This window comes from Aquisalimonas sp. APHAB1-3 (genome assembly GCF_048323695.1).
Taxonomy (GTDB): Bacteria; Pseudomonadota; Gammaproteobacteria; order Nitrococcales; family Aquisalimonadaceae; genus Aquisalimonas.
In genome coordinates this window covers 1-22,000 of sequence record NZ_JBLWFT010000001.1, presented here as the reverse complement: position 1 = coordinate 22,000, position 22,000 = coordinate 1, and the positions used below count along the sequence as shown (strand labels likewise).

Annotated in this window: 22 protein-coding genes; 15 read left to right on the top strand and 7 right to left on the bottom strand. The window is 65.6% G+C overall.

Annotated features, from left to right (window positions below; all coding sequences use genetic code 11):
* Nucleotides 1-3 precede the first annotated feature (3 nt).
* Both ACNSTU_RS00110 and ACNSTU_RS00105 read right to left on the bottom strand, forming a co-directional pair.
* Nucleotides 4-2,349, bottom strand: a complete 2,346-nt coding sequence (locus ACNSTU_RS00110) for a S8 family peptidase (RefSeq protein WP_418211960.1) — start codon at nt 2,347-2,349, stop codon at nt 4-6.
* A 329-nt stretch (nt 2,350-2,678) separates the two neighbouring features.
* The gene (locus ACNSTU_RS00105; RefSeq protein WP_290636958.1) at nt 2,679-3,377 is read right to left on the bottom strand and encodes a hypothetical protein; all 699 of its coding nucleotides are present in this window, start codon (nt 3,375-3,377) and stop codon (nt 2,679-2,681) included.
* A 161-nt stretch (nt 3,378-3,538) separates the two neighbouring features.
* Between ACNSTU_RS00105 and ACNSTU_RS00100 the strand changes: the two genes are divergently transcribed.
* Genes ACNSTU_RS00100 through ACNSTU_RS00090 form a run of 3 tightly spaced genes read left to right on the top strand, consistent with a single transcriptional unit; the run spans nt 3,539 to nt 5,993 of the window.
* Entirely contained in the window at nt 3,539-4,348 is an 810-nt protein-coding gene (locus tag ACNSTU_RS00100; RefSeq protein ID WP_418211959.1) for a prolipoprotein diacylglyceryl transferase family protein, read from the top strand.
* An 8-nt stretch (nt 4,349-4,356) separates the two neighbouring features.
* Nucleotides 4,357-5,541 carry a YbfB/YjiJ family MFS transporter gene (locus tag ACNSTU_RS00095; RefSeq protein ID WP_418211958.1) on the top strand — a complete coding sequence of 395 codons (1,185 nt, stop codon included), beginning with the start codon at nt 4,357-4,359 and terminating at the stop codon, nt 5,539-5,541.
* Nucleotides 5,541-5,993: a methyltransferase family protein gene (locus ACNSTU_RS00090; RefSeq protein WP_290638104.1), complete on the top strand. Its 453-nt coding sequence runs from the start codon at nt 5,541-5,543 to the stop codon at nt 5,991-5,993. The genes ACNSTU_RS00095 and ACNSTU_RS00090 overlap by 1 nt, the downstream gene beginning before the upstream one ends.
* 19 nt (nt 5,994-6,012) lie before the next feature.
* Here ACNSTU_RS00090 and upp read toward each other — a convergent pair whose 3' ends face one another.
* Both upp and ACNSTU_RS00080 read right to left on the bottom strand, forming a co-directional pair.
* Entirely contained in the window at nt 6,013-6,645 is a 633-nt protein-coding gene (upp, locus tag ACNSTU_RS00085) for a uracil phosphoribosyltransferase (protein WP_290638106.1), read from the bottom strand.
* Between the two features lie 37 nt (nt 6,646-6,682).
* Complete coding sequence (locus tag ACNSTU_RS00080) at nt 6,683-7,513, bottom strand: alpha/beta fold hydrolase (protein WP_290638108.1); 831 nt, start codon at nt 7,511-7,513, stop codon at nt 6,683-6,685.
* 382 nt (nt 7,514-7,895) lie between these two features.
* On the opposite strand from ACNSTU_RS00080, the gene ACNSTU_RS00075 reads away from it, so the two are divergent.
* The gene (locus ACNSTU_RS00075) at nt 7,896-8,543 is read left to right on the top strand and encodes an outer membrane beta-barrel protein (RefSeq protein WP_290630352.1); all 648 of its coding nucleotides are present in this window, start codon (nt 7,896-7,898) and stop codon (nt 8,541-8,543) included.
* 108 nt (nt 8,544-8,651) lie between these two features.
* Here ACNSTU_RS00075 and hepT read toward each other — a convergent pair whose 3' ends face one another.
* Both hepT and mntA read right to left on the bottom strand, forming a co-directional pair.
* Complete coding sequence (gene hepT / locus ACNSTU_RS00070) at nt 8,652-8,975, bottom strand: type VII toxin-antitoxin system HepT family RNase toxin (RefSeq protein ID WP_290630350.1); 324 nt, start codon at nt 8,973-8,975, stop codon at nt 8,652-8,654.
* A gap of 82 nt (nt 8,976-9,057) precedes the next feature.
* Nucleotides 9,058-9,468: a type VII toxin-antitoxin system MntA family adenylyltransferase antitoxin gene (gene mntA / locus ACNSTU_RS00065; protein ID WP_290630348.1), complete on the bottom strand. Its 411-nt coding sequence runs from the start codon at nt 9,466-9,468 to the stop codon at nt 9,058-9,060.
* A 313-nt stretch (nt 9,469-9,781) separates the two neighbouring features.
* Between mntA and ACNSTU_RS00060 the strand changes: the two genes are divergently transcribed.
* The 9 genes from ACNSTU_RS00060 (at nt 9,782) to ACNSTU_RS00020 (ending at nt 20,304) form a co-directional block, all read left to right on the top strand.
* On the top strand, nt 9,782-10,840 hold the full coding sequence (locus tag ACNSTU_RS00060) for a TRAP transporter substrate-binding protein (RefSeq protein WP_418211957.1): 1,059 nt from the start codon (nt 9,782-9,784) through the stop codon (nt 10,838-10,840).
* A 368-nt stretch (nt 10,841-11,208) separates the two neighbouring features.
* Nucleotides 11,209-12,654 carry a DUF3375 domain-containing protein gene (locus tag ACNSTU_RS00055; RefSeq protein WP_418211956.1) on the top strand — a complete coding sequence of 482 codons (1,446 nt, stop codon included), beginning with the start codon at nt 11,209-11,211 and terminating at the stop codon, nt 12,652-12,654.
* Nucleotides 12,651-13,244 carry a DUF4194 domain-containing protein gene (locus ACNSTU_RS00050; RefSeq protein ID WP_418211955.1) on the top strand — a complete coding sequence of 198 codons (594 nt, stop codon included), beginning with the start codon at nt 12,651-12,653 and terminating at the stop codon, nt 13,242-13,244. The genes ACNSTU_RS00055 and ACNSTU_RS00050 overlap by 4 nt, the downstream gene beginning before the upstream one ends.
* A gap of 94 nt (nt 13,245-13,338) precedes the next feature.
* Nucleotides 13,339-16,722 carry an ATP-binding protein gene (locus ACNSTU_RS00045; protein ID WP_418211954.1) on the top strand — a complete coding sequence of 1,128 codons (3,384 nt, stop codon included), beginning with the start codon at nt 13,339-13,341 and terminating at the stop codon, nt 16,720-16,722.
* Between the two features lie 131 nt (nt 16,723-16,853).
* The gene (locus ACNSTU_RS00040; RefSeq protein WP_418211953.1) at nt 16,854-17,075 is read left to right on the top strand and encodes a ribbon-helix-helix domain-containing protein; all 222 of its coding nucleotides are present in this window, start codon (nt 16,854-16,856) and stop codon (nt 17,073-17,075) included.
* Nucleotides 17,072-17,440 carry a type II toxin-antitoxin system VapC family toxin gene (locus ACNSTU_RS00035; RefSeq protein ID WP_418211952.1) on the top strand — a complete coding sequence of 123 codons (369 nt, stop codon included), beginning with the start codon at nt 17,072-17,074 and terminating at the stop codon, nt 17,438-17,440. The genes ACNSTU_RS00040 and ACNSTU_RS00035 overlap by 4 nt, the downstream gene beginning before the upstream one ends.
* Nucleotides 17,441-17,443: 3 nt before the next feature.
* Complete coding sequence (locus tag ACNSTU_RS00030; RefSeq protein WP_418211951.1) at nt 17,444-18,643, top strand: Wadjet anti-phage system protein JetD domain-containing protein; 1,200 nt, start codon at nt 17,444-17,446, stop codon at nt 18,641-18,643.
* Nucleotides 18,644-18,787: 144 nt separating this feature from the next.
* Complete coding sequence (locus tag ACNSTU_RS00025; RefSeq protein WP_418211950.1) at nt 18,788-19,072, top strand: helix-turn-helix domain-containing protein; 285 nt, start codon at nt 18,788-18,790, stop codon at nt 19,070-19,072.
* Complete coding sequence (locus ACNSTU_RS00020; protein ID WP_418211949.1) at nt 19,069-20,304, top strand: type II toxin-antitoxin system HipA family toxin; 1,236 nt, start codon at nt 19,069-19,071, stop codon at nt 20,302-20,304. The genes ACNSTU_RS00025 and ACNSTU_RS00020 overlap by 4 nt, the downstream gene beginning before the upstream one ends.
* A gap of 124 nt (nt 20,305-20,428) precedes the next feature.
* On the opposite strand, the gene ACNSTU_RS00015 is transcribed toward ACNSTU_RS00020, so the two are convergent.
* Nucleotides 20,429-21,022 (bottom strand): hypothetical protein, encoded by a 594-nt coding sequence (locus tag ACNSTU_RS00015; RefSeq protein ID WP_418211948.1) that lies wholly within the window; start codon nt 21,020-21,022, stop codon nt 20,429-20,431.
* Nucleotides 21,023-21,172: 150 nt separating this feature from the next.
* Between ACNSTU_RS00015 and ACNSTU_RS00010 the strand changes: the two genes are divergently transcribed.
* Together ACNSTU_RS00010 and ACNSTU_RS00005 are read left to right on the top strand one after the other, a co-directional pair.
* The gene (locus tag ACNSTU_RS00010; protein WP_418211947.1) at nt 21,173-21,415 is read left to right on the top strand and encodes a DUF6364 family protein; all 243 of its coding nucleotides are present in this window, start codon (nt 21,173-21,175) and stop codon (nt 21,413-21,415) included.
* A complete protein-coding gene (locus tag ACNSTU_RS00005) occupies nt 21,412-21,828 on the top strand; it encodes a type II toxin-antitoxin system VapC family toxin (RefSeq protein ID WP_418211946.1) in 417 nt (138 codons plus the stop codon). Before ACNSTU_RS00010 ends, ACNSTU_RS00005 begins: the two co-directional genes overlap by 4 nt.
* Nucleotides 21,829-22,000 lie beyond the last annotated feature (172 nt).

The window sequence follows — 22,000 nt, the reverse complement described above, 5'->3', positions numbered from 1 at the left end:
CGATCACCACTCCAGAACTACCCCCGCACTCACCGCATCCACCCGCGCCCCGGTGCCGAGGCGGTCGTGCTGGTATCCCACCGCGAGCCGTCCCTGCACTGCGCTGCCGGTCAATGGGCGGGTGTATGTCGCGTGCCAGCGGGCGGGATTCCGGGGTGACGCGAGCGTCGCGGTGTCGGTGGCGTAACTCAGCGCACCGTCCGCATCCCGGCCGATGACCGAGCGCAGCGACAGCCTGCCGCCGTCCACGTGCACGGGCCGCTGGAAGCCGAACTGCACGGTGTCCGTGGCCGTGACCCCGGGCAGGGTCAGCGCCGCGCCCCAGCCGTGGGCGGTGACGTCGTCCAGGGCGACAACGCCGGCGCGGCCCACGTCCACCTCCACGCGCTCGTAGGTGAAATGCGCCGTGGCTGCGCCGGCGGGCAGCAGCAGCTCGCCGCCGAGCACCCGGTGGCGGCTGTCGTCCACGGCGAGCCCGCCGGCCCCGCGCAACCCCAGGGCGCCGTCGCGCTCGTCCAGCCGCGCCCAGTGGAGCCCCAGCCGTGGACCGTGCGGGTGCGCCGCCGACACCGGGGCCGACAGCCCCAGCACGGGGCCGCGAACGACGCTGTCGGCCCAGAGACCCTGGGTGCGCGGTGCGGCCGCGGTCAGCGCCCCGTCCGGGTCGTGGCTGGCATAGCCCACGGTCAGGTCGATGCGATCGTGCACCAGCCCATAGTAGACGCCGTGATCCGCCAGGGCATCCAGGGCCAGCCCCTCTGGTCCGGCAGGCAGCCCTGCGGTCGCCGCATCCATCGCGGGCGGGCGGGCATTGAGGCGGACACCGGACGCGGCCGCCGGTGTTGGCGGCCGCTGCAGATGCCGCCGCATCCAGCCGTCCAGATCGTGACGGTACGGCTGCTCGCGCACGCCGGCGTCCAGGGCCACTTCGAAGCCGCCGCCGTAGCGGTCGAAGGCCAGAGTGCGCACCTGCCCCAGGCCGGCCGCAACGGCCCCGCCCCACGCCTGGCTGCTGGTCATGGCCGAATGCTCCAGCGCCACCTCCTCTTCATAGAGGGTGCCGCCGGTCTGCAGCGCCAGCCCGCCGATAGGCTCCAGCGCCGCCGCCAGATCCAGCAGCCCGCGGCCATAAACGCTCTCGTCACCGTAGCGCCCGGTACTGTCGGCGGATTCCAGCAGCCGCACCCGCGCCTCCCGGGCCGTCAGCCCGGGGAACCGGCTCATGGTCACCGCCATGGCGCCGGCCGCCATGGGCGCGGAGAACGACGTGCCGCTGACCGTGGCACTGCCGTCGTCCAGCGTGGTGGTACGCACCCCCTCCCCCGGCGCCGCCAGGCACCAGGCGTGGCCGTCGCAGCGGTTGGAGAAACCGCTGATCCGGCCGTCACGATCCACGGCGGTGACCGTGAGGAAATGCGACTCGAAGTCGTCGTTCAGTGCGGGCAGGCCGGCGTCGGCGGCCAGGCCCTCCAGGCCGCTGTTGCCGGCTGCGTGCACGATGACACTGTCCTCGCCGAGCACCGCGCCATAGGCGGACTCCATGGCGCGCTGCAAAGAGGGCGAAACCGAGTCGCGACCGACCAGAGCCTGCTGTCCGGTCAGACCCAGCGAGACATTGATGATCGGCACATCACGCGCGACCATGCGCTCCACGCCACTCCGCAGGGCGTTCTGGGAGATCGTGTCCGCCTCATCGACCACGCCCACACCGAAGACCTTTGCCTGAGGCGCCACACCATGCACCGGGCGGGTCTGATCGTGATCCACCGGATTGGCCGCCGCCACGCCCGCCACTTCGGTACCGTGACTCTCGTCGTCGGACCCGCCAACAATGGACTCCACCTGGATGCGGTTGCGAAACGCCGTATGGGACGCCTCCGGCAGCGAGTCCACCACGCCAATGGTCACCTCTTCGCCGAAATAGCCCCACTGGTAGGCCTCGGCCAGGCCGATGCGCTCCAGGTGCGGGTGATCGGTGTACACCGCCGTGCGGAAGTCTTCGGGGTCGTGCCGGGGCGCGCACAGCCACGCGCTGGTCGGCCGCGGCGCGGGCCGTGTGCTGTTGAAATCCTGCCCGGACGGAGCGGGCTCGATGGCGCCGGGCGTAAGGGCGTCCGGCTCCCGGTCGTCGGCAGTGCAGGACTGGCTCGGCAGACCGGAGCCGGCGCCGCCGCTGCTGCCGCTACGGGCCAGGGTGAGCAGCGCCACTCCGGCGATAGCACCAACGCCGGCGGCCACCACGGGGCTGAACGCCGGCGCGGCGGCCTCCGCAGCCGCGGCGGGCGGTTGGGGTGGTCGGGCCTCGGTGCCGGGCGCGGCGGCGCCCAATGCGGCCAGGAGTGCCGTCATTGCCGCGGTGCCGCGTTGTTGTCGCGCTGGGGGCACGGACAGGGGTCTCCGATTTTCTTTGGTGGACCTGAAGGTCCACCCTACGTCTACGCCTTCGCCCTGCGTGCGTATCGAGGCCTTTCCGGTGGACCTGAAGGTCCACCCTACGGGCACCGTCAGTCCGTAGGGTAGACCTTCAGGTCTACCAGAACGAGGTCCACCGCACGGGTACCCTCAGGCCGTAGGGTAGACCTTCAGGTCTACCGGAACGAGGTCCACCCTACGGGCACCGTCAGTCCGTAGGGTAGACCTTCAGGTCTACCGGAACGAGGTCCACCGCACGGGTACCCTCAGGCGGTCAGGGCTTCCTCGCGGGCGTTCTTTTCGGGGCCGCCGGGCACAGTGATGTCCGGCATGGCATGGGCGTCCACTGCGGGGAGGTGCTCCTCCCGTGCGCGCTTGCCCTCGCTGGCGAACACCACGCCACGGATGTCGTGCAGCGCGCCGTCGGCGGCCTCACCGATGAGTTTGACATGGGCGAAGGCGTTGCGCTCCTCGCTGGCGGGAAACCGCACGCAGCGATCCGGCACGTCGCCGGCCTCAAACGGCACCCGGCGCACGGTGTTGAGCTCGTTCTCCCAGAGGGCGTCCAGGTAGTCCGGATTGAAGAGGTCGTCGGCCGGGTCGATGACGCGGTCCGGCCACCCCTTCCAGCCCACCACCACGTGGTAGCGCACGAAGCCGATATCCTGCGGTTCCCAGCTCAGGTACAGGTCCACGAACTCCTCCGTGAGCCCGTGCTGCTCGTTGTTCAGCACGCGGCCATCGCCGCGGTCGTGATAGCGGCTGGCGTCGGACCATTTCAGGTTCAGCTGCGACAGCGCCCGCGCCGTCTGCGACGTGGTCACCGCAGACACGCTGCGCTCCAGCGCCTCTTTCGCCGTCACGCCGGCCGTGGAACGGCGCGCTCTGTCCACCTGGCGCGCCGCCTGCCGTGCAACGTTGGAATTCTTCTTCAACAGCCCAAGCACCTGACTCACAATCGACATACACGCACCTTTTTTACTTGTTGCCCTGCATTGCCGATCGACGCTAGCACGCCCCCCGGCCGCCGGGGACCGCGGAATAGCGAGACTGTGAAGCAGTCCCGATTGCAGCGGGTACTGTATAGTGCGGTCGGTATCCCATTCCCGCAGAATCGAAGGTCGCAATGGAATCCGTCACACTTGGGCCACTGGTCATCTCGCTGCCGCGTCTGTTCCTGATCCTCTCCGTTGTCGCCGCGTTCGTGGTTGCCTCCTGGTGGGAGCGGCGCCGTGACGTGGCCCTGACCGCGCCGCTGACGGCCGCCGTGGTGGCAGGCTTTCTGGGCGGCCGCGCCGTTTACGTGGTGCAGCACTGGAGCTACTACCGCGATGCGCCCGTGGAGATGCTCTACCTGTGGCAGGAGGGCTACTCGGCCGCCGCAGGCATCGCAATAGCCCTGGTGGCCGCCGTGCTGCTGGGCGTATGGCGCCGGGCACCGCAGCGCCACCTGCTGGCGCCGCTGCTCACCGGCGCGGTGCTGTGGTTCGGCCTCAATCTGGGCGCGGCGCAGTTCAGCGACACGTCCGAGCACCCCATTCCGGATATCGTGGTCTACGATCTGGACGACCAGCCACTGGCGCTGAACAGCTTCACCGGCAAGCCGGTGGTGGTGAACCTCTGGGCTACCTGGTGCCCGCCCTGCCGCCGGGAGATGCCGGTGCTGGAGTCGGCCCAGTCCCAGCGAGACGACATCCACTTCGTGTTTGCCAACCAGGGTGAGTCGCCGGACGACGTGGCCGCCTATCTGGACGAGGAAGGCCTGGGCCTGGAGAACGTAGTGCTGGATCAGGCCAGCCGGGTCGCGGATCACTTCGGCGCCCACGGCATGCCGGTGACGCTGTTCTTCAACAGCCAGGGCCAGCTCGTGGACGCGCACATGGGCGAGGTCTCGGGCGCCCGGCTGCACCAGTACCTGCAGGACATCGACGGCTGAGAACAACAATGACGACAGAGCAGATGCGCATGGACCGGGTCCTGGCCGGCTCGGTGGCCATTCTTGTGGGACTGGGGCTGGCACGCTTCGGCTATCCGCCGCTGGTGCCGGGCATGGTGGATGCCGACTGGTTCACCGCCGCCGCGGCGGGGTATCTGGGCGCCGCCAACCTGCTGGGTTACCTGCTCGGCGCACTCACCGCGTCCCGTTTCGCCGGCCGGGTCGGTGCCGCGGCGGCCATCCGCCTGGGGCTGCTGCTGATCGCCGTGAGCTTTCTGGTGCTGAGTTGGGCGGCGCCCTTCGCGTGGTTTTTCATCTGGCGGTTCATCTCCGGCTGGGCGGGCGGCGTGTTGATGGTGGTGGCCGCCTCCACGGTGCTGACCACCACGCCGCCGTCGAAACGGCCGCTGGCGGGAGCCATCGTGTTCAGCGGCGTGGGCGTGGGCATTCTCTTCTCCGCCAACGTGGTGCCCTGGCTGACCACGGTCTCGATCAGCTGGGCGTGGGTCTCGCTGGGGGTGCTGTGCCTTCTGCTCACGGCGGCCACCTGGGGCGCGTGGCGCGGCGTGAGCACGGCCGCCGGCGCATCTCCGGCGCAGGCCACCCAGGCCGCGTCATCGGCAAGCGCCGCACTGCCCCTGGCGGTGATGCTGGTGGTGGTGGGCTACGGGCTGCAGTCCGTGGGCTACGTGCCCCATACGCTGTTCTGGGTGGATTTTCTCGCCCGCGAGCAGGACCTGGGCATGGGCTTCGCCTCGGTGCAGTGGAGTATCTTCGCCCTGGGCGCCATCGCCGGGCCGTTTCTCGCCGGCTGGGTGGCCGCACGTCTGGGCTGGTACAGTGCGCTGCTGCTATCGGTGGCGTTCATGGCGGCCGCGGTGCTCGGCTCCAGTGTCGCCGACACCCTGTGGCTGGCCTCTCTCTGCTCGTTTGTGGTCGGCGCCATGGTGCCGGGGCTGGTGTCGATGACCTCCGGCTACCTGTCGCAACTGGTGCCGCTGGAGGAGCACCGCCGCGCCTGGGGCTGGGCTACCACGTCGTTCGCCCTGGCCCAGGCCGTGGGCGGCTACGCCCTGGCGGCGGTGTTCGGCTACGTGGGCAGCTACCCGCCGGTGTTCATCATCGGCGGGGCATCGCTGGTGCTGGGGCTGGTGGTCACACTGGTGGCACGCAAACCGAAGGAGGCTCACTGATGGACGCGCGCATTCCGCCGCCCGTGGTCATGGTGCTCGTCGGCGCCGCCATGTGGCTTGTGGCACGCTGGACCCCGGCGCTCACGCTGAGCTTGCCCGGCATGGGCTGGCTGGCCATGGGCATGGCCACCGCCGGCATCGCCCTCGCCGTGGCGGCCGCCTGGGCCCTTCACCGCCACCGCACCACCATCAACCCCATGCGCCCCGCGGACAGCAGCCACCTGGTGAACACGGGGCCATTCGCCTGGAGCCGCAACCCCATCTATCTTGCGGACCTTGTCCTGCTGGCGGCGTGGGCCGTGTACCTGGGCAACCCGCTGACGCTCGCGCTATTGCCGGTGTTCGTGCTCTACATCAACCACTTCCAGATCCGGCCGGAAGAAGCGGCACTGGAGCAGCACTTCGGCGACGCGTTCCGGGACTACCGCCGGCGGGTCCGGCGGTGGCTTTAGGCGTTATCCGCCGGGCGCCTCACTTGGTGCCGTAGATGCGATCGCCCGCATCGCCCAGACCGGGGACGATGTAGGCCTTTTCGTTCAGCCCCTCATCCACGGCGGCGGTGTAGATGTCCACGTCCGGGTGGGTCTCGTGGAGCACCGCAATGCCCTCCGGCGCTGCCAGCAGGCAGACGAACCGGATGTGCTTTGCACCGGCCTGCTTCAGGCCCGTGATCGCGGCGACGGCGGAGTGGCCGGTGGCGAGCATCGGGTCCACCACGATCACCTCGCGCTCGTCCAGATGCGAGGGCATCTTGAAGTAATACTCCACCGCTTCCAGGGTCTTCGGATCACGGTACAGGCCCACGTGCCCGACCCGCGCCGATGGCACCAGATCGAGCATGCCCTCCAGCAGCCCCTCGCCCGCACGCAGGATCGACACGAAGCACAGCTTCTTGCCGTCCAGCATGGGCGCGTCCATGGACTGCAGGGGGGTATTGATGCGCACGGTGGTCAGTCGCAGGTCGCGGGTGACCTCGTAGCCGAGCAGCAGCGACGTCTCGCGCAGAATCTCGCGGAACTTGGAGGTTGAGGTCTCCTTCATGCGCAGCACGCTCAGTTTGTGCTGCACCAGCGGATGGTCGATCACATGGGTGGTTGCGGTCATGGCTCGGCCTTGTTGTTGGTTGATTGCAGGGTCTGGTTCATACCGTCAGGTGGCCGGCAAGGAGCAGGTTCACCAGCCGCGGGCGTTCCACTACCAGCGCATGCCCGGCACCAGGGACAGTCACGAACTGGCTATCGCGGATGGCGTCGGCCACGGCCCGGTTGTCCTCCGGCGGGTAGAGCCGGTCCGCCTCGGCGGCCACCACCAGGGTGGGGCACTGGATCCGCCCCAGGGCGTCAAACGCATCGCCGTCCACCAGCTCCCGGAAGCTGGTGTCGTGCAGCGCCACCTGCCCTTCGCAGAAATCCGCCAGGCCCTCCGCGCCCTCGCGTGTGGCCTCCATCCCTGCGTTGATCCGCTCGCCGAAGCGGGCCAGAAAGCCCTCGGAGTAGAGATCCGGGATCATGCCATGGAACTTGGCGTGGAGATCGCCCGCCTCCGCCCAGGCGCGCCAGTTGGTCACGATCCGCTGCGGCAGCGGGCGGATACGGGCGGCGGTGGTCAGCACCATCAGGCTCTCGGTGCGGGCAGCGTGGCGCGCGGCAAACCGCATGGCCACGAAACCGCCGTAACTGGTGCCCACCACGTGACAGGCGCCGCGGATATCCAGGGCGTCCAGCAGCGCGAGCAGATCGTCGGCATGGGTGTCGAACGTCCACGGCCACGGCCGCGTCAACTCGGAGCGCCACTGCCCGCGATACTCGAACCGCAGCGCGTTGTAACCCAGCCGATCCGTGACTTCAAGCTGCCGGTCCCAGCCCTCCAGCGTGCTCATGATGCCGTTGCAGAACACCACCGTCGGCGCAGCGGTGTCCACCACGCGGTGGTCGTACCAGCACTGGAAGCCGTTGGTGGTGAGGTACGGCATGGGCGAGGCTCCGGGATCGTGGGATCAGGGGGATTGTAGGGGGTTGGTGGCGGGAGAAGAAGGGGGATGGGGAATTGATGGGATTGGGTGGTAGACCTGAAGGTCTACCCTACGAATGCGGCATGGAACGCGGTGCATCCGGAATGCAACCCCGTTGTCGCGGTTGTGAGAGAGCATTCACAACCCGGGATCGGGCGAATTGACAGTGAATAGCCGCTAAAAGAACATTCAGTAGCGCGGGAAGTGGCACAACACACCTACACGCACAGATCGCGTTCTTCAATGGAAAACGCCGGTAATTGCGAATCCGGAATCACCCCAAAGATTTCGGAAAGGGGGGAAGTTGTGCCTGTTTATCTTAACTAGAAAAGGGCATACACCCATGATGAAAATGAAAAAGCACATCACCACGCTGTTTGTGGCCAGCGCCCTGGCCCTGCCCGGTGCAACGCTCGCCCAGGAGATCGACCTGGACTCCCTGGCCGGCACGGACGACGGGGACCCAGGCTGGCTCAACCTGAGCGACCGGGCCATGGGTGCGGATAACTTCGTCTCCGCCGGCTTCGCCATCGTCGACCTAGAGGACGCATCCGGCACCGCGCCGCAACTGGATAACGACGGTGAGCTCACGGCGTGGGCGCATGGTGGCCAGCGGCTCAATAATTTCTTCAGCCTCAAGGCGGGTCTCGACATGCTCGGTGAGTCCGATCAGACGTCGGACAGCTTCGGTGGCGCGAACCTGGCCGCGCGGCTACACGTGCCGTTTGACTTGATCCAGCTACCACTGCGTGGCGGCAGCATCTACGGCTCCCTGGGTGTCAGTCTCGTGCGGGCCAGCGCCGACAACTCGGCGCGTTCGGCCACTGAATTCGGTTCCTACTTCGATGTGGGCGTGGAGATTCCCGTTCGCGGCCGGTTTTACGCCGATTTCGGCTACCGCCACTACGCTGCAGACTTCGACCTCGTCGGCGGCGGCGAAGCCGAAATGGAGTTCGACGTGATGTACTTCGGCGCCGGCTTCCGGTACTGATCAAATCCGACCCGGGGTGCTCGGGGCCTGCCAGCCCCGGGCCGGATTCCTGCCTGAGGTGGCCTGGTAGACCTGAAGGTCTACCCTACGGGCTTGGGGCTACGGCTCTCAACTTGCCTGGGATCGGATCGCATGGACGAAAGCGATTAAATCGTCGAGGTGATTCTCAAGGATATCGATCACGACCCTCGTGTCGACCTCCTGGTAACCGTGAACCACAATGTTCCTGAATCCAGCCATGGCGCTCAGCGAACGAGCGAGATCGGCACCGATCACGCCATGACGCTGCAAGAGCGAGAACAATGCGCGATTCGTTTCCGGCTCCCCTAGCCTTCTGGATGAAACGACGTGGGACGCGGCATCCAGGGCCGCCTGGATCGCCAGTTGCAGCGTGTGTTCAACAAAACGGGTTTCGCGCAGATCCGCACCCACAAGCTCCGGCCGGGCGATTTCTCTGAGCTCGCGGACACAGGTCTCGATGAACGCGAGTTTTTCTGCAGAAGGGCCGTATCAGTCACGCAGCAGTTCCTTTGCGGTATTCCTGAAGGTAGGGCAACAGGTCGAAGTACTGGTTGCGGGCGTTAACCTCGAACGCAATCCGGCGTGCGGGGGCGTAGTCTGCGATGAGGTGGCCATCCCTGAGGATTCGGTGGATCAGGTCGACTGGCGCGTGCTCCATATCGATAACATCCGCCGTCAAACCGGTCGCCCGCTCGACACTCTCCGCCAACCCGCTCAGAGGACTTACCAGGCGAGCTGGCTGTACGTCACGGAACAGCACTGCCAGGTCTATGTCGCTATCAGACCGCTCGTTTCCTCTGGCCCTGCTTCCGTAAAGGTACACGCAGGCCACATCCAGGTCGCTCCCGGCTATTGCCCTGCTCAGGCGCGCAATCAATGCATCGTCCCGTGTCACTCTCACCATTCCCTGCCGTCGCTCATCATATGTAGATCCTACAGTAAGGGTGAGTGTCGACCCCGGCAAGCGCCAGCGCTTGACTCAGTAGGCCGCTTGGTGGACCTGAAGGTCCACCCTACTGTCTGAAGGTCTACCCTACGGATGGGAGGGCGGTGGCGAGTAGTCGTAGGGTGGACCTTCAGGTCCACCACCACACGGCCGCTGGACTCTCCAGCTCGCCACGCTTGACATTGTCGTGCTTCTCAGTAGCTTGATAACGGCGTTTTTCTTACGCTCAATAGAACCAAGCCTGCCTTCGCAGGCCGGAGGAGAAGCCGTAATGACACAAGACAAATCCATGTCGCGCCGTAATTTTCTCAAGACCAGTGCCGCCGCCACGGCGGGTGCCACGGCCGCCATTGGCGCGCCGGCGGTGATCGCCTCGAACAACAGCTTCAAATGGCGGATGCAGACTCACTGGCCCACGGGGACCTGGTACTACGAAGCGGTTTTCCAGGAGCTGGCCAACCGCGTCTATGAAGCCACGGACGGCGAACTGGAGATCGAGACCCATCGCCCGGGCTCGGTCGTGTCCACCGGCGACACCCTGCGCGCGGTGCGCCGCGGCACGCTGGACAGCGCCTTCACCTGGCCGTCGTATTGGATCGGCGAGATCCCGGTGGCCGGGCACCTCAACGGCAACCTCGCCACGTTCGAGAGCCACGAGGAGATGCACTTCTTCTTCTACGAGATGGGTGCGCTGGACGTGATCCGTGAAGCCTACGCCAACCATGGCGTCTACCAGGTGGGCCCGTGGTCGTCCGGCGGCATCGCCATTTACGCACGCGAGCCGATCCAGAGCGTGTCCGACTTCGAAGGCTTCAACATCCGCTCCACCGGCACGGCGGCACGGGTGTTCCAGCGCATGGGCGCCGCGCCCGTGGCCATCGACGGCGGCGAGCTCTACCAGGCCCTGCAGACCGGCGTCGCCGACGGCGTGCACTGGGGCGGCGTGGCAGCCGGCTGGGGCATGAACCTGCAGGAAGTGAACAGCTACATCATGCAGCCGGACCTGGTGAGCCACACCAACGGCGAAGTGATCGTCAACATGAACAAGTGGAACGAGCTGGGCGAAGACCACAAGCGCGTCATGCACGATGCCATTCGCGCCACCAGCGCCGATTCCAGCGCCAAGTTCCGCCACCAGGACTTCCAGCTCATGCAGGAGTTCGTGGACGAGTACGACGGCGAGATCATCCACATGGACGACGAAGTCATCAGCGAGATGCGCCGACACACCATGGACGTCGTGGACGAAGTCTCCGAGGACGATCCGGAATACTCCGGCCGCGTCGGCGACATCCTCCACGAGTTCATGGAGCTCACCGGGAAGCTTTAAGGCGTTACCGGAAAGGCGACACGAGAGAGCGGCGGGCCGGGTGGCCCGCCGTTTTTTTTGGCTGCGAGGTGTTTGCGGGTGTGATGGTGGACGTGAACGTCCACCCTACGGGTCGGTGTATGGATGCGCCGCGGGCGGATGATGTACTACCCGGCCCGACACGTGATCCTGCACGGTTACCTTCGGCTCCTGAGGACGCGGCGGCCGCCCGGCTGCATCAGGGTTCAGCAAGGTTTCCTCAGTCACCTGCTCGTGCAGCTCAAGCAAACGGGCGGTGGAGCGGCGCGGACGCCCGCCACCCTGTTGCAACCCATGAGGGTTCACCCTACCGTACACCACGAACCCGAAGCCGCGTGAGCCGTCACATCTTGGACTACGCGTACCTTGAAACCCTGCGCCGCAAACACCCCGCCTGGCGACTGCTACTGGCCGACCACGCGCCGCTGATCATCGGTTTCCTCTATCAGAGCTTCATCGTGCCCAACGTGCGCAGCCTGCCGGAGCAGGACGTGGCTACACGGCTCGACGACACCCTGTTCCGGCTTCGCGACGAACTGGGCGAGGACGCGTTCCCCAAACCCGCGCTGGAGTACCTTAGCGACTGGTCCGGCGACGACCGCGCCTGGCTGCGGAAATACTTCCCGGCCAACAGCGATGAACCCCACTACGACCTCACCCCAGCCACGGAACGCGCCATCCAGTGGATCGCCGGGCTGGAGCAGCAAGCGTTCATCGGTGCCGAATCACGGCTCAAACTGGTCTTCGACCTTCTGCACCAGATCGTCCAGGGTGCCGAAACCGACCCGGAGGCCCGCATCCGGGATCTGGAGACAAAGCGCGACGCCATCGACGCGGAGATCGACGAGATCCGCGCCGGGCACATGGCCTTCATGGACGACACTCAGCTCCGGGAGCGCTTCCTGCAAATGGAATCCACCGCCCGCGGCCTGCTGGGCGACTTCCGCCAGGTGGAGCAGAATTTCCGCGAGCTGGACCGCCAGGTGCGCGAGCGCATAACCACCTGGGAGGGCAACAAGGGCGACATCCTCGCGGAGGTGCTCGGCGAGCGCGACGCCATCACCGACTCCGACCAGGGCCGCAGCTTCCGGGCCTTCTGGGATTTCCTCATGTCCCCGGCGCAGCAGGAGGAGTTCACCGAGCTGCTGGAACGCTCCCTCGGGCTGGAGCCCGTTGCCGAACTGGAACCGGACGCGCGCCTGCGCCGCATACACTACGACTGGCTTGCCGCCGGCGAAAGCACCCAGCGCACCGTGGCGCGGCTGTCCGAGCAGTTGCGCCGCTACCTGGACGACCAGGCGTGGCTGGAGGATCGTCGCATCATGACGCTCATCCGCGAGGTGGAACAGCACGCCCTGGCCGTGCGCGAGGACATGCCGGACCTCACCATGCCCGTCGACGAACCTGCACCGCAGGCGGAGCTGGCCATGGAGCGACGGCTGTTCACCCCGCCGATCAAGCCGGTGATCCAGTCTGAAACGCTGCTGGCCGGCGAAGAGACGGTGGCCACCGACGCCCTGTTCGAGCAGGCCTACGTGGACCGAGACCGCCTGCGCGGCCAAATCCGCCACGCCCTACAGACTCAGGACCAGATCAGCCTGGCCGACCTGGTGGACGCTTACCCGCTCGAGCAGGGCCTGGCCGAGCTGGTCACCTACATCAGCGTCGCCACCGACGACGCCGCAGCCACCATTCAGGAAGGTCGCGAACAGGCCGTGGAGTGGCTGGACAGCGAAGGCACCCTGCGCCGCGCCCGGGTGCCCCTGGTGATCTTCACACGGAGTGCAGTACCATGACGGAGACCGCAGCAGACAACCGCTTCTCGCCCATGCTCATCACGCTGTTCAAGGGCGTGCTCTACCAGGACCAGCACCCGCAATACTGGCAGGCCATGCTAGATCACCAGGCGCGCGTGCGCGACCACGTGAGCGTGTTGGGGCTTGAGCTCATGCTCGACGAAGCTGAGGGCTACGCCTTCCTGCGCCACCGCGAGCCCCGGGAGGACGAGCCCGAACTCCCCCGCCTGGTCCCGCGGCGGCAACTGAGCTACCCGGTCAGCCTGCTGCTGGCGCTGTTGCGCAAAAAGCTCGCCGAACACGACGCCACCGGCGGCGACCCCAGGCTCATCCTCCACCGCGACGCCATCGTGGACCTGGTGCGCGTGTTCCTGCCGGATACGGCCAACGAAGTGAAGCTCACCAATCGCATCGACAGCGACATCAATCGCGTGGTGGAACTCGGCTTTCTCCGCCGCCTGCGTGGCCAGGAGGGGCAGTTCGAGGTGCGGCGGATTCTGAAGTCGTTCGTGGACGCCCAGTGGCTGTCGGAACTGGATGCGCGGCTGGGTGAGTATCGTGGGCATGCGGAAGAAAGGGATAACCACTGATGACCGGCCTACACGGCCCGTTGTACTCTGACCACATCCAATCTGCGCCCGTCATCCTCAGAGACCCGGTGCACGCGGTAAAACGGGACACGTAATGGAACTCCAATCCCTCGACTTCGCCACCGACACCGCCCGCACCGGGTTCCGGCTGCAGCGCATGGAGGTCTACAACTGGGGCACGTTCCACGACCGGGTGTGGAGCATCCAGCCCGAGGGCGAGAACAGCCTGCTCACCGGCGACATCGGCTCCGGTAAATCCACCCTGGTGGACGCCATCACCACCCTGCTGGTGCCCGCCCAGCGCATCACCTACAACAAGGCCGCCGGTGCCGAGGCGAAGGAGCGCAGCCTGCGCTCGTACGTGCTGGGCCACTACAAGTCCCAACGCGGTGAAGACTCCGCCGCCAGCCGCTCCGTCGCCTTGCGCGACCACAACAGCTACTCGGTGATCCTGGCGCACTTCTACAATGAGGGCTTCGATCTCAACGTCACTCTGGCCCAGGTGTTCCATTTCCGGGACACGCAGGGTCAGCCAGAGCGCTTCTATGTGGTCGCCGACCAACCGCTCGCCATCACCGAGCACTTCGCCGGCTTCGGCAGCGATCTCGCCAACCTGCGCAAGCGGTTGCGGCAGATGCCCAACGTGGAGCTGTTCGACACGTTCCCACCCTACGGCGGCGCCTTCCGTCGGCGCTTCGGCATCGACTCCGAGCAGGCCCTGGAGCTGTTCAACCAGACCGTGTCCATGAAGTCCGTGGGCAACCTCACCGAGTTCGTGCGCAGCCACATGCTCGAGGCCTTTCCAGTGGCCGAACGCATCCGCGCCCTCATCGACCATTTCGATGACCTCAATCGCGCCCACGAGGCCGTGCTCAAGGCCAAGGCGCAGATCCAGGCCCTGCAGCCGCTGGTCGCGGACACCGACGAGCACGCCACCGTGGCCGCCGACATCGACGCACTCAAGGGCTGCCGCGAGGCCCTGCGCCCCTGGTTCGCCAGCCTCAAGCGCGAACTGCTGGACAAGCGTCTGGAGAACCTGCAGCAGACCCTCGCCCGGCTGAATCACCGCATCGACAGCCTCGACGAACAACGCCGGGAGCAGCGCGCCCGGCGAGATGAACTCAAGCAGGCCATCGCCGACAACGGCGGCGACCGGCTCGAGCGCATCAAGGCAGAGCTCGAACGCAAACGCGGCGAGCGGGACGACCGCCAGCGCCAAGCCGAGCGCTACCGGGAGCTGGCCCACGCCCTGGAGCTGCCAGACGCCACCGACAGCGGTACCTTCGCGGCCAACCGCCAAGCGCTGGATACTGCCCTGGAGCGCACTGAGTCCCGTCGAACCGAGCTGCAGAACGCCATCACCGAGGCCAGCGTCGACCTGCGCACCCTGAAAACCCAGCACGAGGAGATCGACACCGAGCTGGCCTCCCTGCGCCAGCGCCGCTCCAACATCCCGGCCAACATGCTCACTATTCGCGAGCGCCTGTGCGAGGCCCTGGAGCTGGGCGCCGACGACATCCCCTTCGTCGGCGAACTCATCCAAGTCCGCGACGACGAACGCGACTGGGAAGGCGCCATCGAACGGGTGCTGCACAACTTCGGCCTGTCGCTGCTGGTGCCCGACAGCCAGTACCGCAACGTGGCCGACTGGGTGGAGCGCACCCACCTGCGCGGGCGCCTGGTGTACTTCCGCGTGCGTGAGCCGAAGCAGTCGGCCGCACCGGACCTGCGGCCGGACTCGCTGGTGCGCAAGCTGGCCATCCGGCCGGAGTCCGCCTACTACGGCTGGCTGGAGCGGGAACTGGCGCGCCGGTTCGACTATGCCTGCTGCACCGACCTGCAGCAGTTCCGGCGCGAGACCCACGCCCTGACCCGGGCCGGGCAGATCAAGGCCGGCGGCGAGCGCCACGAAAAGGACGACCGCCACCGCATCGACGACCGCTCCCGCTTCGTGCTCGGCTGGAGCAACGAGGCCAAGATCGCCGCCCTGGAGCACGAGGCCGAGGGCCTGGCCCGACGCATGCAGGAAGCCGGAGAGCGCATCGCCACCCTGCAGCAGGAGGAAGACTCCCTGCAGGAGCAACGCGACCGCATCAACGCGCTGGCCCACTACACGGACTTCCGCCAGATCGACTGGCAGCCCTCGGCCGAGGAGATCCACCGGCTGGACGCCGAATACCGCAGCCTCCAGGAACAGTCCGACATCCTGCGCACCCTGGAGCAGCAGCTCGCGGAACTGGAGAAGGAGCAGACCACTACCGACGAAGCCATTACCGAGGCTAACCGCGAGCACAGCAAGGCCGAGCACCGGCGCGAGGAAGCCGAGCAGCAGCGCACCGAGTGCAACACCCTGCTCGCCGCCACCCCGGAGGACGCCCAGTCCCACTACTTCCCGAAGCTCGCGGCGATGCGCTACGAGGCTCTGGGCGAGCACACCCTCACCGTGGAGTCCTGCGACAACCGCGAGCGGGAGATGCGCGAGTGGTTGCAGAAGCGCATTGACACCCGCGAGTCACGCCTCAAGACCCTGCGTGATCGCATCATCGACGCCATGCGCGGCTTCCAGAACGCCTGGCCGCTGGAGACCCGCGAGGTGGACGTGAGCGTGGACGCCGCCGGCGACTACCGGGCCATGCTGGAGCAGCTCCAGGGCGACGACCTGCCCCGCTTCGAAGCGCGCTTCAAGGACCTGCTGAACGAGAACACCATCCGCGAGGTGGCCGCTTTTCAGAGCGAGCTGCACCGCCAGCGCCAGGCGATCCGCGAGCGCATCGACACCATCAACCGCTCCCTGCACGAGATCGAGTACAACCGCGGCCGCTACATCAAACTGCTGGCCGAGCCGGCCACCGACGCCGACATCCGCGATTTCCAGCAGGAGCTCCGCGCCTGCACGGAGGGCGCCATCACCGGCTCCGATGACGAACAGTACTCCGAGGCGAAGTTCCTGCAGGTGAAAGCCATCATCGAGCGCTTCCGCGGTCGTGAAGGCACCACCGATGCCGACCAGCGCTGGACGCGCAAGGTTACCGACGTGCGCAACTGGTTCGCCTTCTCCGCTTCCGAGCGCTGGCGCGAGGACGACAGCGAATACGAACACTACGCCGACTCCGGCGGCAAGTCCGGCGGGCAGAAGGAGAAGCTCGCCTACACCGTCCTCGCCGCCAGCCTCGCCTACCAGTTTGGCCTGGAGTGGGGGGAAGAGCGTTCACGTTCGTTTCGCTTCGTGGTCATCGACGAAGCCTTCGGCCGCGGCTCCGACGACTCCGCCCGCTACGGACTGGAGCTGTTCAAGCGGCTCAACCTCCAGCTCCTCATCGTCACCCCACTGCAGAAGATCCACATCATCGAGCCGTTTGTGGCAAGCGTCGGCTTCGTGCACAGCAACGACAACAGTGAATCGCTGCTGCGCAATCTCACCATCGAGGAATATCACGCGGAGAAAGACGCCTGGCGTCGGCTCGCAGGTAACACGTAAACCAGGGTGGCCGGAGTTACCCTCGGCGCGGTGGACCTGAAGGTCCACCCTACGGGTGCCTGTGCCGGCTTTACTTGCACAGGCGCCTAACACATGATGTCATCATCTGACATCATGTGTAGGGCGAAGCTATGCGAACGGTTATCGATATTCCGGACAAAGATCTCGGAGCAATCAAGGCCATGGCCAAGCGTGAGCGCATATCCCAGGCCGAGGCCATTCGCCGCGCCGTTCGGTCCTACCTCGAGGCACAATCAAAGGGGCCCATCGACACCACGGCGTTTGGTATCTGGAGCGACCGGGCAGATGGGCTGGCGTATCAAGACGCACTCAGGGACGAGTGGGAACGATGAAGGCTTTATTCGATACCAATATACTCATTGATTACCTCAACGGCATCGACGAAGCGCGCATCGAACTCGGGCGTCACCAGAGCCGTGCCATCAGTATTGTCACTTGGATGGAAGTGCTCGTCGGCGCCAAGGATGAAAACGAGGAACACGTGATTCGTGGTTTCCTCGCCGGGTTCCAGGTCATCGAGCTCGACGGCAGCATCGCTGAAAAGGCCATCACCCTTCGACAACAGCAGAACCGCATCCGCCTCCCCGATGCCATCATTCAGGCGAGCGCGGAAACACAGAATGCCTTGCTGGTGACGCGCAACACCAAGGACTTCGAGGCAACGCATCCAGGCATTCGTATTCCTTACACGCTCTGAGCCATGCAGCCATCCTGGACGACACCTGACGCCATCCGCCAACAACTCCAGCGGCTGTGGGACAAGGGCGACTGGCTGGCCTCTCACGTCACCGGCGAGCCGCTATTCCCGCGGGAACTCCGCCTGAAGCGCCCCGGTGCCAAGGACATTGCTGATCGCTTCATGGAGGTCCGCGACTGGGTGCGCACCCTGCGCGACGGCAGCCGCGAGCAACGGGGACTTGGCTACGACATCACCTGGGAGCGCGTGAACCACCGCGTGCACGGCAGCAACGACCTGCCCGCTGGCATCACCGTGCCCACCGAGGCCGACGGCCTGCGGCTGATCGGCCGCACCCGGGAGCTAGCGCGGTTCCAGGAACTCGCCCGCGAGACGCTCCGGCGACACCCCGCACTGAAGGACTGGCTCGCGCGCCGACCACTGACTGCGCTGGAGCGCGCCGACGAGTGGCCGGGCATCCTCGCCATCCTGGACCACTTCACCGCCCATCCACGCCCGGGCGTCTACCTCCGCCAGCTCGACATCCCCGGTGTGGACACCAAGTTCATCGGCAATCGCCGCAAGCTCCTGGGCGAACTGCTGGATCAGGTACTGCCGGAGGCGGCCATCGACGCGACGGCCACCGGCGCGGCACGGTTCGAGCAGCGGTACGGCCTGCGCGACAAGCCCGTTCTGGTGCGCTTCCGGGCGCTGGATGCGGCACTGAACGTCGGGCCGTTCAGCGACCTCACCGTCCCCGTGGAGGAGCTGGCGGCCTGGCGGCCGCCGGTCCGGCACGTCTTCATCACGGAAAACGAGATCAACGGCCTCGCCTTTCCCGATTGCCCCGGCGGCCTGGTGATTTTCGGCCTGGGCTACGGTCTGGATCGGCTCGCGGACATTCCCTGGCTCCACGAGGCTGCCGTTCACTACTGGGGTGATATCGACACCCATGGCTTCGCCATGCTCAGCCGCCTGCGCCAGCACGTAACGCACACCCGCTCCCTGCTCATGGACCGGGAGACCCTCGACACCCACCACGGACTCTGGGGCGAGGAAGCCACCCATCAACGATTCACCGGGGAGCTCCTTCACCTCACGCCGGAGGAACACACCCTGTTCACCGCCCTGCGGGAAAACACAATCGGCGAGCGAATCCGTCTCGAGCAGGAGCGCATCGGGTATACGCACGTCTGCGAGGCAGTCACCGGGCGTACGCTCTGAGTTCCTTGGACGCCCCTTAACCCCCAATCACGCCTAACCCTTGCAGACACGAATGTTTCTCATAATAGACAAAAAACAACCTAATGTTTATTATGCGAAACACATTCAATGGGCAACCATCCCATGCCAAGCAAACCACCAGTCATGTTTCCGTCGGACCAACGCATCCTTGAGCGTCTGGGCGAGCGACTACGTCTGGCACGGCAACGGCGTCGTTTCTCGACGGAACTCGTCGCGGCCCGCGCAAGAATCTCGCGCACTACGCTCTACCGTGCGGAAAAAGGCAGCGCCGCGATTAGCATGGGTGTGTACCTGCGCATCCTCGCGGTTTACGGCCTTGAAGGTGACCTCGATCTGATCGCGTCCGATGACAGGCTCGGACGAGACCTTCAGGACGCGGGCATGAAATCCAGGGGGCGGTCATCATGAGCGAAGCCGATCAACTGGACGTCGTCCTCAACGCGGCACGCGTCGGCACGCTGCGCGAAACACGGGGCAGGCTCGGCTTCGCGTACTCGCCCGAGCACCTCGCCCAGCATGACGCATTCCCCATCGACCCACAGCTCCCGCTCGTCGATGGGATGCAGTACCCCCGCGGACGACGCCAAACCTTTGGCGTGTTCGAGGACATGGCACCGGACCGCTGGGGCCGCACACTCATCAAACGCCGGGAAGCGCTACGGGCGCGTGATGAGGGGCGGAAACCACGGCGACTCAGTGAGCTGGATATTCTCGCAAGCGTGCAGGACGAAACCCGTCAGGGTGCCCTGCGCCTGTCTGATGGCCACCAGTTCGTCGCCAACGACCCTCTACCAGTGCCGCCGATCACTGAACTCAGAGAATTGGCCAGCATCGCCTACGCAGCGTCTGACGACTCGGTAGACGATCTCGACGCGCTCCGGCGCTGGCTCGCGGTCCTGGTCGCACCGGGCGCTTCACTGGGCGGCGCTCGCCCGAAAGCCAACTTCCGGGCAGACAACGGCGCCTACTGGATCGCCAAGTTCCCCTCAAAATCCGATGCAGCAGACATGGGCGGCTGGGAATATCTCGCACACGAACTCGCGGTGACGGCCGGCATCACCGTACCGCACGCGACCCTGCAGGACGTCCCCGGGCACCGCTTTCGTACGTTTTGCGTTGAGCGGTTTGATCGCAACGCCGCCGAGCGAATCCCCTATGCATCGGCAATGACGCTGCTGGAGCGGCAAGATAACGATCCAGAACCCGCGTCATATGCGGAAATCGCACAAATTATCCAGACACAGGGTGCGCCTCAGCGCATCGAATCCGACCTGCATGAACTCTTTCGCAGAGCCGCATTCAACGTGCTCATCAGCAACACCGACGACCATCTGCGCAACCACGGATTCCTGGTTACCCCTAACGGTCTCGCGCTTGCTCCTGCATTCGACGTCAACCCGAACCCGGACGCACCGGAGCACGCCCTGGCACTCGACGAGATCAGCACGGCGCCGAGCCTTCATGCCTTGCGCCAAACCAGTGAGTACTACGCCCTCACCGCGCGCGCCGCAGACGCAATCATCGACACCGTCGCGGAAACCGTCAGCGGCTGGGAATCCAGGGCGCGCGCGCTGGGATTTTCCCGCACCGACATACTCACAATGGAAACGTGCTTTCGCCTGGACCTGGCGCAGGCATGATGGTGGACGTGAACGTCCACCCTACGGCTCGGCGTATGATCCGTGCGGGAGGGAGACGTAGGAGGCGTAGGGTGGACCTTCAGGTCCACCAAAACCCACGCGCCGGTCCGCACGCCCCATTCAATCATTCATCCCGCCGCGCGCGCTCCGGGTCGGATGCGGGGCTGCCGGTGGCGAACCCGGAGGGCTCCTCGAAGCTGATCCGCGCATCGCCATGGGCTAACAGGTCGCGCAGCAGAATCACGATCCCACCCACGCACAGGAACAGCCCGAACGTCAGCGCCACGGTCTGGAAGTGCCGCAGCGTGAACAGGCCCGTGGCCGACCCCTCCGGTATCCAGATGATCGGTGCCATCAGGCCAAGCAGTGCCACGAACGAATAAACCATGAAGCGAATGAAATCCACCGGCACTTTGCGGATGGTTAGCCCGTAGACCAAGGTGGCGACAATCAGCACCGACGCCGTCGCCTGCACCGCAATCATTGCCCGCTCACCGATGAACTGGAACCGACTTTCCTCGTATTCCGCCGATCCGGTATCTGCGCCAAACACCAGCACCATGACCAGATTGCCCACCAGATAGAACACACCGAATCCGAACGGCAGCCACAACAGCGGAGCGCGCCGGAACAGCGCATAGCCGTCCACGGCCCACCACACCAATAGCCATAGTGGCAGCGAAGCACTATAGATAGTTACCACGATGGCCAGATGCATACCGTTACTCCGAGAGGACCCTGAAAGGCGTTAACGTAACGGTTATCGGCGGAGGGAGTCGGACCTGTATCGCAAAGCGTCGTGGTGGTCGATCCAATACCGCTGATGCCGTACATTTTCACTCAATTAGCCGTATTAACGAGGGCTGCCATGGACAACGAGACCACCAAATTGACCGTTCGCTTGCCACGGCGGGACGTCGAGTTCGCGAAGACGTACGCCAAGGCCCACGGGCTGACAGTCACCGAGGTGATTGATCGCTATCTACGCCGTATGCGGGCGCTGGAAGAAAGCGCACCCTCCCCGGAGCTGGAGTTCATCACCGGCCTCGTCCCCCCAGATGTAGACGCCGAGGCAGCGCATCGCGATCACCTGGACCGTAAGCATCGATGATACTGATCGATACCAACGTCATTCTGGACGTCATCCAGCAGCGGGAACCTCACTACCGGGCATCGGCAGCCGTGATTGACCGGGTCGTCCGGAAGCGCACTCTGGCGGCTCTTCCCGCACACGCAATTACCACGATTCACTTCCTTGTCCAGCGGTATCAGAACCAGACAACGGCATCCCAGGTCGTCGACTGGATACTGGCGCGTTTCGACGTCGCCTCGGTGGGCCGCACAGAACAGATTCGCGCACGGTCGCTTGCATGGGAGGATTTCGAGGACGCCGTTGTCGCTGCTGCGGCGAAGACGGTGCAATGCGAAGCGATCGTCACACGGAACGTACGGGATTTCTCCGGCTCGCCAGTGCCCGCCTTCACGCCCGAAGAGTACCTGCTCGACGGAACCGATCGCGGCTGAAGCCGCTCCTCCGTAGTACCGACACAACCTGTGGTGGACGTGAACGTCCACCCTTGTATCTTATCGGTTGTGTGGAAGAGGACGACCACACAAGGGCCGGGTGAGCTCGAGTCCACCCGAAGAGCGTTGACTCTGTGACGTAGATTCAGCCCCCGGCCCTCTCTTTGACCTG

Bases quoted from the DNA above. Each gene is read 5' to 3' on its own strand.
- ACNSTU_RS00110 (WP_418211960.1), bottom strand. From the start codon at position 2,349: ATGACGGCACTCCTGGCCGCATTGGGCGCCGCCGCGCCCGGCACCGAG.
- ACNSTU_RS00105 (WP_290636958.1), bottom strand. From the start codon at position 3,377: ATGTCGATTGTGAGTCAGGTGCTTGGGCTGTTGAAGAAGAATTCCAAC.
- ACNSTU_RS00100 (WP_418211959.1), top strand. From the start codon at position 3,539: ATGGAATCCGTCACACTTGGGCCACTGGTCATCTCGCTGCCGCGTCTG.
- ACNSTU_RS00095 (WP_418211958.1), top strand. From the start codon at position 4,357: ATGACGACAGAGCAGATGCGCATGGACCGGGTCCTGGCCGGCTCGGTG.
- ACNSTU_RS00090 (WP_290638104.1), top strand. From the start codon at position 5,541: ATGGACGCGCGCATTCCGCCGCCCGTGGTCATGGTGCTCGTCGGCGCC.
- upp (WP_290638106.1), bottom strand. From the start codon at position 6,645: ATGACCGCAACCACCCATGTGATCGACCATCCGCTGGTGCAGCACAAA.
- ACNSTU_RS00080 (WP_290638108.1), bottom strand. From the start codon at position 7,513: ATGCCGTACCTCACCACCAACGGCTTCCAGTGCTGGTACGACCACCGC.
- ACNSTU_RS00075 (WP_290630352.1), top strand. From the start codon at position 7,896: ATGATGAAAATGAAAAAGCACATCACCACGCTGTTTGTGGCCAGCGCC.
- mntA (WP_290630348.1), bottom strand. From the start codon at position 9,468: ATGGTGAGAGTGACACGGGACGATGCATTGATTGCGCGCCTGAGCAGG.
- ACNSTU_RS00060 (WP_418211957.1), top strand. From the start codon at position 9,782: ATGACACAAGACAAATCCATGTCGCGCCGTAATTTTCTCAAGACCAGT.
- ACNSTU_RS00050 (WP_418211955.1), top strand. From the start codon at position 12,651: ATGACGGAGACCGCAGCAGACAACCGCTTCTCGCCCATGCTCATCACG.
- ACNSTU_RS00045 (WP_418211954.1), top strand. From the start codon at position 13,339: ATGGAACTCCAATCCCTCGACTTCGCCACCGACACCGCCCGCACCGGG.
- ACNSTU_RS00040 (WP_418211953.1), top strand. From the start codon at position 16,854: ATGCGAACGGTTATCGATATTCCGGACAAAGATCTCGGAGCAATCAAG.
- ACNSTU_RS00035 (WP_418211952.1), top strand. From the start codon at position 17,072: ATGAAGGCTTTATTCGATACCAATATACTCATTGATTACCTCAACGGC.
- ACNSTU_RS00030 (WP_418211951.1), top strand. From the start codon at position 17,444: ATGCAGCCATCCTGGACGACACCTGACGCCATCCGCCAACAACTCCAG.
- ACNSTU_RS00025 (WP_418211950.1), top strand. From the start codon at position 18,788: ATGTTTCCGTCGGACCAACGCATCCTTGAGCGTCTGGGCGAGCGACTA.
- ACNSTU_RS00020 (WP_418211949.1), top strand. From the start codon at position 19,069: ATGAGCGAAGCCGATCAACTGGACGTCGTCCTCAACGCGGCACGCGTC.
- ACNSTU_RS00015 (WP_418211948.1), bottom strand. From the start codon at position 21,022: ATGCATCTGGCCATCGTGGTAACTATCTATAGTGCTTCGCTGCCACTA.
- ACNSTU_RS00010 (WP_418211947.1), top strand. From the start codon at position 21,173: ATGGACAACGAGACCACCAAATTGACCGTTCGCTTGCCACGGCGGGAC.
- ACNSTU_RS00005 (WP_418211946.1), top strand. From the start codon at position 21,412: ATGATACTGATCGATACCAACGTCATTCTGGACGTCATCCAGCAGCGG.